The sequence below is a fragment of the Arthrobacter sp. M4 genome, from assembly GCF_020251205.1.
GTDB lineage: Bacteria > Actinomycetota > Actinomycetes > Actinomycetales > Micrococcaceae > Arthrobacter.
The window spans coordinates 16,332-30,882 of the sequence record NZ_JAIWYX010000016.1 but is presented as its reverse complement, the minus strand read 5'-3'; the positions used below and the strand labels follow the sequence as shown (position 1 = coordinate 30,882).

Sequence of the window (14,551 nt, the reverse complement as noted above, 5' to 3'; positions counted from 1 at the left end):
GCTGCCAGCCGACACTTTTGATGCTCCCCCTGGTACCGGGGAGCGTCAACGGCCTAGCTGGCGGACAAATCTACCCTGCGAGCCTCAGTCGAGCAGGCCGAGTTCTTTCAGGCGGCGGGCGATCCCGGCGCCGTCCTGGGAATGGATCCACGGAACTGCCGCGTCGCTTTGCTCGGCGCCGTCCGTATGGCCACCGGCAAGTACGGACTCACTGACTGATAGTTGCCTGATGGCGATGGCGGCTACGTGCTTGCCGTGGTCCCGAGCGAACTGGGCGTAGATTTCCTCGTCGTGCTGGCCGTTGTCGCCGATCAGCAGCCACCGGATGTTTGGGAACTCCTGTACCAGGCGCTCCAGGTTCCGATGCTTGTGTTCCCGGCCACTGCGGAACCAGCGGTCGTGCGTGAGGCCCCAATCGGTCAGCAAAAGGGCGCCTGTGGGATACATATTCCGGGTGAGGAAGCGGGCCAGGGTGGGAGCCGCGTTCCATGGGCCCGTGGACAGATAGATGACCGGGGCGTTGGGGTGCTGGCCCACAAGCCGGTCGAGGAGTACCGACATGCCTGGCGTGGCCATGCGCGCCCGCTCGTTGAGGACAAAAGTGTTCCACAACGCCAGGAGGGGCCGCGGCAGGGCAGTCACCATCACGGTGTCGTCAATATCGGACAGGATGCCGAATGTGGTGTCGGGCGCTACCACGAATACCCGTGACTCAGCCGGTTCGGTTCCTACTGCCTGCAACACGGCAGTGTGCCAGCCCGGCGTAAGTTCCACTTCGACGACGGTGTCCACAACGCCACCGCGGTCCGCACGGACCCGCACGCTGGCATCGCCGATCCGAATGTCGACGTCGACGTGCTGTACCGGAACGCTGGTGAAGGCGCGCCAACCGCGGATGTTCTGGGAGTTGGAACGGGCGGCTCGTTCGGCATGGCTGCCGGGAAGGGGCTTGCTTGCCAGCAGCACGCGACCCAGGATCCGAACCCACGTGGTTGAACCGTAGCCCTGGTAAGCGACTGTTTGGGGCACAAAATTCCATCGCGATCCCAGCCGGGTCCGGACCGCGTTGATCGAGTCGGACAGACGGTGGGCCGTGCGCAGGGCGGGGCGCGCCGGCAAGTGCTTTTCCTTCACTGGTGAAGCCATGGATCCACTCTGCCACGCCGATCCGGCCGACGCTGGCCGTGACGGAAACTGTGACGCGCTGAGGCCGCCGATAGCCAGCTAGGCTCGCCGCCATTCGTGGGAGCGTAAATGGGAGCCGGCCTGCGGCCCCATTTGCAGCATGCCGCCGTCCACAGTCCATGAGGCTCCGGTGACATAACTCGACGCCGGTGAGGCCAGGAACGCGATCACAGCCGCTACCTCGCGGGCGTAGCCCGCGCGGCCCAGCGGAACGCCCGGACGTTCACGGGCCTCGGCGAAGTCGTCAGTGTGACCGGTCATCGGCGTCGCGATCTCGCCTGGCGCCACGGAATTGGCGGTGATGCCGTACTCGCCCAACTCGAGCGCCACTGTCTTGATCAGGCCACCGAGCCCGTGCTTAGCGGCGTCGTAGGCAGCGGATCCCACGCGTGGCTGCGTCTCATGGACACTCGTGACGGCGATGATCCTTCCGCCGCGGCCTGCCTTCACCATCGTGCGGGCAGCACTCTGGATGCATTGGAAGGCGCCATTGAGGTTGATGTCCATCGTCCTGCGCCATATCGTCGCGTCAAGGTCCAGGAACATGGTTCCGTCCCCGGCCCCCGCGTTGTTCACAAAAACATCCAGGCCGCCGAGTTCCTCCGCAAGGCCGTCGATGACTGCGCCGCAGCCTGGGATTTCCGTGGTGTCCAGCCGCCTGACGAACGCCTTTCGACCGAAATGCCGCACTTCGTCCGCGGTCTTCTCAGCGCCTGCGTGGTCCGTGTGCCACGTCACGCCGATGTCCATTCCGGCTTTGGCGAGGGCAACGGCGGTGGCCCGGCCGATCCCGGAGTCGGAGCCTGTGACGATCGCCTTGGACGGCACGAATTGGTTCACGGGGCGGTTTCCATGCCCGGACTCCCGGCTTCACCCGGCTCGGCCCAGCTGACGCGGACGGATACGGAGCCGTCGTCTCCGCGGACCACCTCGGTGAGGACCGCTTCTTTCGGGGCACCCATCTCCATGATTTTCAACTCGTACAGCGACACGAGGTCCTGGAGGCTTTCCTCTGTCCACTCGCCGGGCCGCATGCGGGTGGAAATTTCAACGGGGTCGGGCTGGTACAGCGACATGGGTGGTTTCCTTTTGCTCGAGGAGGTGCTCGATGCGCACGGACCCTTTCACGCTAGGAGCGCCCGGGGCCCGACGCAATAGCTTCGGCGTACAGGCGCTAGATCTTGAGGTGCTTCTTTTTGAGGCCCTTCCAGAACTTCCGGAACTCTCGGTCGGATTCGCGTGCGGTGGCTTCTTCGCGGGCGTGCAGGCGACCGTAGATGAAGGCGCTTTCCCCGCTTCGCAGACTGTTCATTCCTACGTCTTTCAGGAGCGAACCCACCACCACGGCATCCTGATGGACCCCGAGCATCTTCTGGATGTTGTGGGCTCGGCGCTCCACACGTTTTGCGGGCTTGCCCACGTGCGGTATCGCGGCCTCAGCAACATACCTCAGTCGCTTGGCCGCCTTTCGGACTTCGTGAAGTCCCCTGTCCCGGTCGTCCCGTGCGTTCCGTGTGGAATTTTGTCCTGCGGAATTCGTCCCCGCGGAGTTCTCCCGTGCGGAGTTCTGCGGCGCGGAATTATCCGGCGCGGAATTATTCGGCTCGGAATTATCCCGGGAGGAATTGTCAGGATCGGACCGCCCGGCCGGGCCGTTCGACGTCGGAACAGCCTTGACCGTCTTCCTCACCCGAGCGGCTTCCCTGGCGGCTAGCTTGGCGAAGCCCTTCTTGACTGGCTTCGCCGCCTTGGCCAGTTTCTTCGCGGCACGTTTGTCATCCGCCGCAACAGCATCGCTCGGCGCTGGCGGCGCAGCGGCGAAGGAGTCGAGGGACGCCAGGAGGTCCCGGAAACGCTGGCTGCCCAAAGCCTTCGCGGCCGCGGAATGGGCTGCGGAATATTTCCGCTTGTACCAGGCTTCGGTGCGCTCGGCAATTGCGTCCTTGTCGGCGCCAGGTGGTTCGTTGGAGATCGCGTCCACCAAACGTTCATGGATGACCTGGCTGTCCCTCGCTTCGCCAAGCACGCCTCCCAGCCACTTGAGCTCGTCACGCAGATTGGACACCTCGTTGCGGTCGAAAAGTTTGCGTGCGGAGGCCAGGGCGGAGCGGAGCCGTCGCGTGGCCAGCCTTAGATCATGGACGGACTCAGCATCATTGTTGATGACGCCGGGCGAGTTCGTCCGCAGCGCCTGCGTTTGGTCCTTCACATAGAGGAGCATTGCTTCACCGGTGGTTGTCACAGGGATCCCCTTTCAGCGTGTGGCTGCTGCCGACCCCTTAAGCGCACGGGCCGTTATTGTTCGCCGCACTATCCACTCAAGCTACTCATAAGTATACTTATTATTGGATCAGTTCCTTGGGGGAACTGAGCTTTATTGCCCCAAGAAAAACTGGGTTGCCCAAGTAACTGTGTGTGAGGCGAGGAGGAAATGCAATGGCTGGAATCTTTGAACTCGTAGACGCCCCCGAGGGCGGCTACCGGGTGAGGTTGCTGGACGGAGCCGGCGCACTCGTGGCCGTATCGGTCACTTTCCCCACCAAAAAAGCTGCGGCAATGGGCGTAGCTCAGACTCGTGAAATCGCAGGCACGGGCCTGATCCGGGACCTGAGCCATGACCGTCGCGAGGACCCACTGCGTCAAAGTTCCATTCCGATTTCCAGGACACACGCCAAGAACGGTGTGGCCAGGCAGCACAGGCATCTGCACCTGCAATCCGCTGCTCCATCGGAGTAGCCGCAACAGCGTGCAGACATGACGGCGTGCGTTTGCGAACGGCGTGCGCCGCGAATGGCGGTCCGGATTTCCGGGCCGCCATCGCATTTCCCGGTCACCTGTCTAAGCGAGATGCCAATTGATGGCGATGTCGTTGAAGAACATTGCCACTATTTGTCATCTCGCGGAGGTGCTGACTGGCGAGATGCCAATTGATGGCGATGTCGTTGAAGAACATTGCCGCTATTTGTCATCTCGCGGAGGTGCTGACTCTCGCCGCGCCATGTGGGATATTGGGTGCTCAGCTGACACCTTTCTGACGAGGGCGGAGGGCACCATGGTTGAAAGCTGCTGCGACGGACCACGGCCTTGACGCGGCTGATAATCATCGGTCCCCCGGGATCAGGCAAAGGAACGCAGGCTGAGCACATCGCCGCACACTTCAACGTCCCCGCCATCTCCACGGGGGACATCTTCCGCTCCAACGTCCGGGAGCAAACGCAGCTGGGAGACGAAGCCACCCGATTCCTGGACCGCGGCGAGTTCGTTCCGGATGACGTGACCAACGCCATGGTGCGTGAACGGCTGGCTGATGCTGATGCCAATGGAGGCTTCCTGCTGGACGGATACCCGCGAAATACCTCGCAGGTGGAGGCCCTAGATGCCATGTTGGCGGAGAGCGGCAACCACATCGATGGAGTGGTGCTGCTGCTTGTGGACGATGACGAGCTCACGGCCCGCATGCTCAACCGAGCCCGGGAGCAGGGCCGGAGCGATGACACCGCAGAGGTGATCCGCCGTCGCCTGGAGCTTTACCGCACGGAGACAGCCCCCGTCGTCGACCTTTACTCGGAACGGGGGATCGTTGCCGACGTCGACGGTTCCGGCACTCCGGCTGAGGTGACTGACCGGGCGGTGGCCGCCGTCGAACGCCTTTTGGAACGCTGACTAATCCGGCAACGCTGACAAAACGGGAGATGTTATGGGAAGACTGGTCGTGCAGGAGTTTGTCACCGCAGACGGTTTCGCCGCCGACGTCGACGGGGAGTTCAGGTTTTATGAGGAGCTTGAGGGCGGGACGGCGGAGTTCGACCGCAGCCAGCTGGCCTGGCTCGACTCGGTGGAGGCGATGGTCCTCGGCGCCAGGACGTACCGGATGTTCGTGGAGTACTGGCCGACGCCCGCGTCCGACGGTGAGATCATCGCCCCCGCCCTGAATGGTCTTAAGAGGCACATCTTCACTCGCACCCTCACCGCAGCGCCGTGGGGAGACATCGGAACTTCGACCGTTGAATCCGGGGACGCAGTGGAAGCAATTCAGCGGATCAAGGCGCAGACTCAAGGTTCTGTTGTCCTCTGGGGCAGCCTCAGCCTGGCCGGCACATTCTTCGCGGCCAACGAGGTGGACGAAGTGCGGCTTATTGTGCTTCCGGTTGCCCTCGGCGCCGGGGTGGGGGTGTTCCCCTCGGATCCCGGCGCGGAACTGCTGCACCTGGAAAGCGCCCAAACATACGACGCCGGCCTGGTGGAACTGGTGTACAGCGTGGTCCACTAGCCCCAAACGGGCGAGGTCGCCGGAAACGCGTGAAGTGGCCGGGAACGCGGGAAGTCGCCGGGAACGCGCGAAGTCGCCGGAACCGACCAGCGAACTGGCACGTTTCCGGCGACTTCGGCGCAAAGCCTAGGTGAGTCGAATCTGCCGGTTGACGTCCTTGTACAGCAGGTAGCGGAACTTCCCCGGTCCACCGGCGTAGCAGGCCTGTGGGCAGAAGGCACGCAGCCACATGAAGTCGCCGGCCTCCACCTCTACCCAATCGTCGTTGAGGCGGTACACGGCCTTGCCTTCCAAGACAAACAGGCCGTGCTCCATAACGTGCGTCTCCGCGAACGGGATGGACGCGCCCGGCTCGAATGTCACGATGTTTACGTGCATGTCGTGCGCCAGGTCGTCCGGGTCCACGAAGCGCGTGGTGGCCCAGGCACCGTTGGTCCCGGGCATCGGACGCGGTTCAACGTCCTGGTCGCGGGTGACGAAGGACTTCGCTTCGTACCCTTCCAGCGGCTCGTAGGCCTTGCGGATCCACTGGAAGCTCGCGATACCGCTGGAGTCGTTCTTGACCGACCACGCAGCGCCGGCAGCCAGGTAGGCGTAGCCGCCCTCTTCGAGGTGGTGCAGCTCGCCGTCAAGGGTCAGGTCCAGTTGGCCCTTGGTCAGGAAGATGACGCCCTCGACGCCCGCCTCCGGCTCTGGCTTCCGGGAACCTCCGCCGGGCCCCACCTCAACGATGAGCTGGGAGAACGTGGTGGCGAAGCCCGCGATCGGGCGGGCAATGATCCAGGACCTCGTGTTGTCCCAGCCGGGGAGGTTGGACGTGACGATGTCGCGCAGCACGCCCTTGGGAATGACCGTGTAGGCCTCCTTGACGATGGCGCGGTCGGTCAGGAGCTGCGTCTGCGGCGGCAGGCCGCCTTCGGGGTAGAAATAGTTGCTCAACGTTGGGCTCCTTTTCAGTTGTGGGACATCAATTGCGGGATGCTGACTGGGGCGCGTGCGGGTGGGACTGTGCCAGACCCGTGGATTGCGCCAGCCGCGGATGCGCCAGGAGGGTCAGCTGGGCGAGGTCGACGCCGGCAAGCGCCGCGACTTCCTCCGCACCGACGGCTCCGCACTGGACACCCCGCAGCACAAAGTTTGCCAAGGCCCTTGCCGTGGCCGGCTCGTCCATTACGGCACCTTCGGTGCGCTCCACGTAGTTGTGCAGCCGGAGCGCCGCCGCGGGCAGGCCCTGCCGATAGAACGCGTAGGTAGCGGTGAAGCGGCTCGGCAGCTGGGCCGGATGAAGATCCCAGCCCTGGTAGTAGCCGCGTTCCAGCGAACGGCGGACCAAGCGTCCATGCAGCTTCCACGCATCCTCCACACCATCGCCTACCGGGACGATGTTGGTGGAGCCGTCGGAGAGCCGGATGCCGGTTCCCGCAACGGCCAGTTGCATCACTTCCTTGGCGAAGTCCGCCACCGGGTGCTCCATGGACTGATACTCAGCTGAGATCTGCAAGGAAGCACTGTAGTCGTAGGTGCCGTAGTGCAGGGCGCTGATCCGGCCGGGCACTACGTGCGGCAGTTGCGCCACTGGCGACGTACCGTCCGGCCCAAGGATCAGCTGCGGTGTTTCCACCTGCACTTCGAAACGCAGCCGGCCAGCGGGCAAGCCGTGGACTTCCTCAAGGCGGGACACCGCGAAGTCCATGGCCTTGACCTGTGCCGTGGTGGTGACCTTGGGCAACGTCAGGACGAGCCCCGCCGGAAGCTCCCCTGCGGACGCCAGGGTGGACACGAACAGGTCCAGGGTGCGGAGGCTACGTGCCCGCGTCGGTGCCTCGAAGCACTTGAAGCGGATGCCGATGAACGGCGGTGCCGAGCCTTCCGAAACCGCTGCGGCCACGGCGGTGGCGGCAGCAACGGCGTCGGCGTCTTCCACCTCATCGCCGCGGTTGCCGTAGCCGTCTTCGAAGTCCAGGCGGAGATCCTCGATCGGCTCTGCGCTTAGCTTCTCGGCCACTCGGGGCGCGACGGCGGCGGCCAGTTCCGGCTCGAGTCCCAGCAATGAGCCGAGCCGCTCCAGCCCGCCGTGGGCGTCCGCCGTCGCGGCCGCCTGGGCGCCCCACTCGGACGCGAGCGACGGCGTAAAGCGGTCCGCGGGCACGTACACCGTGTGGATGGGCTGGCGGGAGCCGTCGTCGCCGGGGTAGTTCGCGTCCAGGAGGCGATCCGTATCGGCGAGCTGGGCGTCGATTGCCGCCAGGTCGTCGTTGGAAAAGGATGCAGCCACCACGGCTCAGCCCACCAGTTCGTAGGCCGGGGTGGTGAGGAAGTCCGTGTAGTCCTGGGACAGGCAGATATCGCCAATGAGCTTGCTGGCCGGGGCGTAGTACTTAGCGAAGGCCTCGTCGCCCACCTCGGTGCGCAGACGCTCGGTTTCCTCGCCCAGGATGCGCTCCACGAGTTCCGGCGTGACGGTGTTGCCTGTGTCCGCCAGGACCACCTTGTTGCGGATCTGCTGCCAGACCTGCGAGCGGGAGATCTCCGCCGTCGCGGCATCCTCCATGAGGTTGTGGATGGCCACGGCGCCGTTTCCGGAAAGCCACACGGCCGTGTAGGCGACAGCGACGTACAGGTTCAGGCGGAGGCCACCTTCGGTGACCTGGCCATCGGCGGAGGCGACGTCGATCAGCTGCTCGGCCGTGACGTTCACTTCGGGGCGCTGCTTGTCCAGCTGGTTGGGCTTGTCGCCGAGCACCGAATCGAAGACTTCGCGGCAGGTGGAGACGAGGTCCGGGTGTGCGACCCAGGAACCGTCAAAGCCGTCGTTCGCTTCGCGGGTCTTGTCCGCGCGGACCTTCTCGAACGCAGCCTCCGTGACCTCGGGGTGGCGACGGTTCGGAATCACTGCGGCCATGCCACCCATCGCGAACGCGCCGCGCTTGTGGCAGGTCTTGACCAGGAGCTCGGTGTAAGCACGCATAAACGGAGCCGTCATGGACACGGAAGCACGGTCCGGGAGTACAAACTCCTCGCCGGCGTCGCGGAAGTACTTGATGATGCTGAACAAGTAGTCCCAGCGGCCGGCATTGAGGCCGGAAGCGTGGTCGCGCAGCTCGTAGAGGAACTCGTCCATCTGGAAGGCGGCCGGGATGGTTTCAATCAGCATCGTGGCGCGGATCGTGCCCTGCCGAATGCCGAGGTAGTCCTGGGCGAACACGAACACGTCGTTCCAGAGGCGTGCCTCGAGGTAGCTCTCCATCTTGGGCAGGTAGTAGTAGGGGCCCTGGCCGTTGAGGATGAGCTGCTTGGCGATGTGGAAGAAGTGCAGGCCGAAGTCCACCAGCGCACCGACGGTGGGTTCGTCGTCGAGCAGGAGGTGCCGCTCAACCATGTGCCAGCCGCGCGGGCGGGCGACCACAACGGCGAGGGGAGCGTCCGTGCGGAGCCGGTACTCCTTGCCCTCGGGGGAGGTGTAGGCGAGGGTGCCCTGGGCAGCGTCGCGGAGGTTGAGGATGGCGTCGATGACGTTGTGCCACGTGGGGGTGCTGGCGTCTTCGAGGTCGGCCAGCCACACCTTGGCGCCCGAGTTCAGGGCGTTGATGGCCATCTTGGCCGGGCTGGCGGGACCGGTCATCTCCACCCGGCGGTCGCGCAGGGCTGCCGGCGCCTCAGCGACCTTCCAGTCGCCCTCGCGAATCTCCTGGGTCTCCGGCAGGAAATCCAGTTTTCCGGTTCGAGCCACTTCCTGGCGCTTGGCGACACGGGCCTGAAGGAGTTCGTTACGGGTGCCGGCAAAGCGGCGGTGAAGCTCCTCGATAAACGCCAAGGCCTTAGGAGTGAGGATCTCCTCTGCGCGTTCAACGGGTCGGGGATCGGTGACTGTGATAGCCAATGGGTGTCCTTCCTAGCGGTTGCCGGCGGCGGGGGCCGCGGTGCTGGTGGTCGACTGGGCTGCTGCGTTGGCGTGGGCCGCTGCGGCCACCGCCGCGGCAACATCGCCCGCAACGTGGGGGTCGAAGACGCTCGGGATGATGTAGCTCGCATTCAGTTCATCATCCCCAACGCGCTTGGCGATAGCCTCTGCGGCCGCCACCAGCATTTCCGGCGTGATGTCCGAGGCTCCGGCGTCCAGGAGGCCACGGAAGAAGCCGGGGAAGGCCAGCACGTTGTTGATCTGGTTGGGGAAGTCACTGCGGCCGGTGGCTACGACGGCGGCGTGCTTGGACGCGATGGTCGGGTCCACCTCGGGAGTCGGGTTCGCCATGGCGAACACGATCGCGTCCTCCGCCATGGAAGCTACTTGCTCCTCGCCCAGGATGTTCGGAGCGCTGACGCCGATGAAGACGTCCGCACCCTTGAGGGCTTCGTGGAGCGTTCCGGAGAACCCTTCCTCGTTGGTGTTGGCGGCAATCCAGGTGCGGTGTTCGTCGTCGTACTTCTCACCCGAGTGGATCGCGCCGGAGCGGCCGGCCGCGACGATGTGCTGCGCGCCCTGGGCCTTGAGGAGCTGGATGATGGCCGAGCCCGCGGCGCCGACGCCGGAGACCACGATCTTGACCTCGGAGAGCTTCTTGTCCACAACGCGAAGGGCATTGACCAGTGCGGCGAGCGTCACGATGGCGGTGCCGTGCTGGTCGTCGTGGAAGACCGGGATGTCCAGTTCCTTGCGCAGGCGGTTTTCGATTTCGAAGCAGCGGGGGGCGGCGATGTCCTCGAGGTTGACGCCGCCGTAGACGGGGGCCAGGGCTTTGACGATCTTGATGATTTCCTCGGTGTCCTGGGTGTCCAGGCAGACGGGCCAGGCATCGACGTTGGCGAACTGCTTGAACAGGGCGGCCTTGCCTTCCATCACCGGCAGCGCCGCGGCCGGGCCGATGTTGCCGAGGCCCAGCACGGCGGAGCCATCGGTGACGACGGCGATAGTGTTGCGCTTGACGGTCAGGTTGCGGGCCGCGGCGGGGTCCTCCGCGATGGCAAGGCAGACGCGGGCGACGCCGGGAGTGTAGGCGCGGGAGAGATCGTCACGATTGCGCAGGGCTACTTTGGGGACGACTTCGAGCTTGCCGCCCAGGTGCATCAGGAAGGTGCGGTCGGAAACGTGCTGAACCGTGACACCGTCCAGCGCGTTCAAGGCATCCTTGACTCGGTTGGCGTGCTCCTCGTCCGTGGTGTTGCAGGTGACGTCCACAACAAGGGTGTCATGGTGGGATTCGCTGATGTCCAGCGCGGTGACAGCCGCCCCGGCGGCGGCGACGGCGGCAGCGAGTTCGCTGGTGGCGGTGAAGCTCGACGGCGCGCTGACGCGCAGGGTGATCGAGTTTCCGGGGCTGGGATTCGCCATTGAAAGTCCTCCTGGTCGTGCTGGTCTGTCAGATGTTTTCGTATTATGGATATTATTATCTGCAAGATGGAAATTCAAGCCCTTGGACTTGTGTACGTGGTTTGCTTGGCGACTCATCGCTTAGTGGCCTGACGTGCGGTATCTTGGGGGTCTAAGCACTCTTTTTCACGATGCGGATAAGAGTTGTCAGATTCCGAGCCATAGGAGACAACGGAATGGCAGAAAAAGCCTCGGGCGGCGTGCAATCCGTGGAGCGCGTCTTCGAGTTGCTGGAACTCATCACCGACGCCGGTGGGGACGTGACCCTGAGCGAGCTGTCGTCGTCCACCGACCTGCCGCTGCCAACTATCCACCGACTGCTGCGCACCCTGGTGACCCTGGGCTACATCCGCCAGCTGCCCAACCGCCGCTACGCCCTTGGCCCTCGGCTCATCCGACTTGGCGAAGGCGCCAACCAGCAACTCGGTGCCCTGGCCCGACCACAGCTGAAGAGCCTGGTGGATCGGCTGGGCGAAACTGCCAACATGGCTGTACTGGACTCGGACATGGTGATCTACGTGGCACAGGTTCCCTCGCTGCACTCCATGCGGATGTTCACGGAGGTGGGCCGGCGCGCCCACACGCATGCAACCGGCGTCGGCAAGGCGATCCTCGCGCAGTTGGATGACGACACCGTTCGCGGCATCGTCAACCGTGTGGGCATGCCGACGCCTACGGTCAAGAGCATCGGCGATGTGGAGGCACTGCTGGCAGACCTCAAGCTGATCCGTGACCGTGGCTACTCGATCGATGAAGAGGAGCAGGAGATCGGCGTGCGCTGCTTCGCCATGGCTGTGCCCAACGCTCCGACGCCTACCGCGATCTCCGTCTCCGGTCCGGTCTCCCGCGTGGACGAGCACTTCGCGGACAAAGCAGTGCCAGTGTTGCGTGAGGCAGCCCTGGCAATTTCCCAGGAACTCAACCGGACGTAGCTTTCTTTCCGCGCCACTCATACTTTGCGTGCGCGCGCCCTGCGTGCGCATGCCCTGTGTGCGCATGCCCTGCGTGCGCGCGAGATGGCAAAAGATGGCAATGTTCGGCGCGAACATTGCCATCTTTTGCACTTTCGGTAACGTGCAGGGGCTTTAGAGGGTGCCGTCGCTCATTACGCCCTCCCTGAGCGGGTCACTTGGTTCGAGGCTGATCATCGGGGAGCGGACCTCGAGGTACTTGAACGTCACAAGCCCCAGGCCACAGCCGATGAACCAGCTGTAGTTGCCCAGCCAGGTGAGGTCCGCGGATGTGGCGCCCGTGTCCAGGAGGAGCTTGGGCAGAATCACCGAGGCGATGGACACGGCACCGCTGATGACGACGGCGGCAACCGCGTTGGGGTTGTAGCCATTCTTGAACCAGTACCTGCCGGACGGGCTCATCGTGTACATGTCATCCACCCAAACTTTCTGGCGGCTCACCAAGTAGTAGCCGGCGATCAGCACGCCGAACAGCGGCCCGATCAGCGCGCCGAGCACGCCGAGCGTGTAGTGGATGGCGGTGGCGTTGCTGTACCAGTTCCAGGGAAGCAGGATGACGGATCCGACGGCGGCAATCATGCCTCCTGCCCTCCAGCTCACCTTGTGCGGCGCGACGTTGGAGAAATCGAAGGCAGGGGAGATGAAGTTGGCCACAATGTTGATGCCCACCGTTGCCGTCACAAAGGTCAGGCCGCCCAGCAGGATAGCGAAGGGGGTGTCGATCCGTTCCACTGTGTGGATGGGATCCGTGATGAGTTCGCCGAACACAGGAACTGTGGCCGAGGCCGTAATCACTGTCAGCAGCGAAAAGAACAGGAAATTGATGGGCAGGCCCAGGAAGTTGCCCTTTTTCACGGCTTCGAAGGATTTTCCATAACGTGCGAAGTCGCCGAAATTGAGCACAGGTCCGGAGAAGTAGGAGACCACGATGGCGATGGCGGTCAGCATGACAGGGATCGACGCCCAGAAATCCAATGGTTCACCAGCGGACAGATCCAGGCTGATGTTCTCCCAGCCGGCCTGCGACACGAGGTAAATGGCCAAAATGATCATGACGACATAGACGGCGGGACCGGCGAAGTCGATGAACTTGCGGATTGTTTCCATGCCGTTCCAGAACAGCGCAGCCTGGGCCACCCAAAGGATCGCGTAGGAAATCCAACCGAGCGCGGACAGGCCAAGGAAAGAAATGTCGGTGGCGAGTGCCTGGGAGCCGGGGATGAATTTCAGGAAGATGATGTTCAGGGACTCAGCCGCCAGGAATGTTTGGACCCCGTACCAGGCAATTGCGATGAGGCCGCGAATGATTGCCGGAATATTGGCGCCCTTGATACCGAAGATGGCGCGGTTGATGACGGGGTAGGGAACGCCCGTCTTTTGGCTCGGCTTTGCCACGAGGTTGGTGAAAACCTGGACAATGACGATCCCGATGATCAGGGAGAGCAGCACCTGCCAGCTGGCGATGCCCAGCGCGAACAAGCTGCCCGCAGTGATGTAGCCGCCGACGCTGTGAACGTCTGACATCCAGAACGCAAAAATGTTGTAGGAGCCCCAGGTTTGCTTCTTCAGCGGGGCAAGGTCCTCGTTGGCGAGGCGGGGGTCATATTCGGGATCGAGAGCGGCTGCCTTGGCGCTCGCCGTCGTCGTGGTGTCTTCCATGGTGTTCCTCTAAGTCGATGAATTCCACGGCAGAATCCGCCGTTTCATACAAACAATTAGATGGAACAGATGTTTCAGCGCCGTTTCCGGGCGGCTACATTCCCTTTACTCTCCCGAGTTTGCGTACACATCAGGCCCTTCAGAACGAATAAGGGCACTATGTGTACACAAGAATCCGTGCGAGGCGGCTTAGCTGAGTCGTTCGATCTCTCCGATGGCGTCGTAAAGTCCTGTGACTTCACTGATCCGTTTGCTTCCGGGTCTGCCCCGGGCGGCCAGTACGCCATTGGCCAGCGCGCTCATGAGGCTCATCGCCGCGGCGTAGCTGTCAAAGGCGCCCCCGCTTTCCACCGGGCACTCGATCCAAACTGTGGCGTTGCCTGCCAGTCGTCGGGCACTTGCGTCGCCGATGAGTATGGTGGCCGCTTCGGTTCCAGCTGCAGCTTTGAGGACCTTGGCGAACCCCTCGGGACGACGGCGGAAGCCGAGGATCAACACGGCGTCGCCCGGGCCCAACCCGGCGAGCTCTTCCCCGACGCTCTGGCCTGGTTGGGGGGCAAGGCCGACGCCGCCGCGGCATTGCAGAAGCTGTTGCCTGAGGTGCAGGGCAAGCGGGAAACTGTTGCGGAACCCGACCAGAAGAATCCTGCCCGCGCCAGCCAGCAGCCGGGCCGCTTCGGCGAGCCGATCGTCGTCGAACGTTCCGAAGAGCCGTTGCAGGTTTTGCTGTTCCAGCGCAGCATGGGCGGCCAGGCCGCCGTCGGACTCTCCCGTGGCGAGCGGCACGCCGCTGGACCGCAGCGCGCGGGTGTGTTCCTTGACCTCGCTAAAATCCGTGAAACCAAGGCGGCGGAAAAGCCGGCTCACGGTGGCTTTGGAGACCCCGCTAAGCCGGGCCAGTTCCGCCGCGTTGTAAACGGCCAGGTCACCAAGCCTGTCAAGGATCGTATCGGCGGCTTTCCGCTCCTGCGGGCCGAGCTCCGGGTAGTGCTTCTCGATTCGCTCATCGATCCTCATGAAACAACCGTCTCACACGCTTACCAGCGCGAAATGACAGTTAATGGCAGTGTTTTGCGAAAACACTGCCATTAACTGGAA

General features: G+C 63.6%; 14 protein-coding genes. 4 read left to right on the top strand and 10 right to left on the bottom strand.

The window, feature by feature from the left end:
- Window positions 1-84 precede the first annotated feature (84 nt).
- The 4 genes from LD110_RS19650 to LD110_RS19635 all read right to left on the bottom strand — a co-directional run bounded on the left by LD110_RS19650 (window position 85) and on the right by LD110_RS19635 (window position 3,427).
- Window positions 85-1,146, bottom strand: coding sequence for an App1 family protein (locus tag LD110_RS19650; RefSeq protein WP_225501363.1), 1,062 nt, complete (start codon window positions 1,144-1,146; stop codon window positions 85-87).
- A 78-nt stretch (window positions 1,147-1,224) separates the two neighbouring features.
- Window positions 1,225-2,025: an SDR family oxidoreductase gene (locus LD110_RS19645; RefSeq protein ID WP_225501362.1), complete on the bottom strand. Its 801-nt coding sequence runs from the start codon at window positions 2,023-2,025 to the stop codon at window positions 1,225-1,227.
- Window positions 2,022-2,261 (bottom strand): hypothetical protein, encoded by a 240-nt coding sequence (locus tag LD110_RS19640; RefSeq protein ID WP_225501360.1) that lies wholly within the window; start codon window positions 2,259-2,261, stop codon window positions 2,022-2,024. The genes LD110_RS19645 and LD110_RS19640 overlap by 4 nt, the downstream gene beginning before the upstream one ends.
- Before the next feature lie 98 nt (window positions 2,262-2,359).
- Window positions 2,360-3,427, bottom strand: a complete 1,068-nt coding sequence (locus LD110_RS19635; protein ID WP_225501358.1) for a CHAD domain-containing protein — start codon at window positions 3,425-3,427, stop codon at window positions 2,360-2,362.
- 194 nt (window positions 3,428-3,621) lie between these two features.
- Here LD110_RS19635 and LD110_RS19630 point away from each other — a divergent pair, with 194 nt between their 5' ends.
- The 3 genes from LD110_RS19630 to LD110_RS19620 all read left to right on the top strand — a co-directional run bounded on the left by LD110_RS19630 (window position 3,622) and on the right by LD110_RS19620 (window position 5,455).
- Window positions 3,622-3,921, top strand: a complete 300-nt coding sequence (locus LD110_RS19630) for a hypothetical protein (protein WP_225501356.1) — start codon at window positions 3,622-3,624, stop codon at window positions 3,919-3,921.
- A gap of 348 nt (window positions 3,922-4,269) precedes the next feature.
- Window positions 4,270-4,848 (top strand): adenylate kinase, encoded by a 579-nt coding sequence (locus tag LD110_RS19625; RefSeq protein WP_225501354.1) that lies wholly within the window; start codon window positions 4,270-4,272, stop codon window positions 4,846-4,848.
- Between the two features lie 34 nt (window positions 4,849-4,882).
- Window positions 4,883-5,455: a dihydrofolate reductase family protein gene (locus tag LD110_RS19620; RefSeq protein WP_225501353.1), complete on the top strand. Its 573-nt coding sequence runs from the start codon at window positions 4,883-4,885 to the stop codon at window positions 5,453-5,455.
- Window positions 5,456-5,581: 126 nt separating this feature from the next.
- Here the strand turns inward: LD110_RS19620 and LD110_RS19615 are convergent, their stop codons facing one another.
- From LD110_RS19615 to LD110_RS19600, 4 genes are read right to left on the bottom strand one after another with little or no spacing between them, the layout of a single operon-like run.
- Window positions 5,582-6,394, bottom strand: coding sequence for a bifunctional allantoicase/(S)-ureidoglycine aminohydrolase (locus tag LD110_RS19615; RefSeq protein WP_225501351.1), 813 nt, complete (start codon window positions 6,392-6,394; stop codon window positions 5,582-5,584).
- 28 nt (window positions 6,395-6,422) lie between these two features.
- Window positions 6,423-7,730, bottom strand: a complete 1,308-nt coding sequence (locus LD110_RS19610; RefSeq protein WP_225501349.1) for an aldolase — start codon at window positions 7,728-7,730, stop codon at window positions 6,423-6,425.
- A gap of 6 nt (window positions 7,731-7,736) precedes the next feature.
- Window positions 7,737-9,335, bottom strand: a complete 1,599-nt coding sequence (gene aceB, locus LD110_RS19605; protein ID WP_225501348.1) for a malate synthase A — start codon at window positions 9,333-9,335, stop codon at window positions 7,737-7,739.
- A gap of 12 nt (window positions 9,336-9,347) precedes the next feature.
- A complete protein-coding gene (locus LD110_RS19600; RefSeq protein ID WP_225501347.1) occupies window positions 9,348-10,784 on the bottom strand; it encodes an NAD-dependent malic enzyme in 1,437 nt (478 codons plus the stop codon).
- A gap of 215 nt (window positions 10,785-10,999) precedes the next feature.
- Here LD110_RS19600 and LD110_RS19595 point away from each other — a divergent pair, with 215 nt between their 5' ends.
- Window positions 11,000-11,755 (top strand): IclR family transcriptional regulator, encoded by a 756-nt coding sequence (locus LD110_RS19595; RefSeq protein WP_225501345.1) that lies wholly within the window; start codon window positions 11,000-11,002, stop codon window positions 11,753-11,755.
- 153 nt (window positions 11,756-11,908) lie between these two features.
- Here LD110_RS19595 and LD110_RS19590 read toward each other — a convergent pair whose 3' ends face one another.
- Window positions 11,909-13,453, bottom strand: coding sequence for an NCS1 family nucleobase:cation symporter-1 (locus tag LD110_RS19590; RefSeq protein ID WP_225501343.1), 1,545 nt, complete (start codon window positions 13,451-13,453; stop codon window positions 11,909-11,911).
- A gap of 189 nt (window positions 13,454-13,642) precedes the next feature.
- Window positions 13,643-14,470 carry a MurR/RpiR family transcriptional regulator gene (locus tag LD110_RS19585; RefSeq protein WP_225501341.1) on the bottom strand — a complete coding sequence of 276 codons (828 nt, stop codon included), beginning with the start codon at window positions 14,468-14,470 and terminating at the stop codon, window positions 13,643-13,645.
- Window positions 14,471-14,551: the final 81 nt, after the last annotated feature.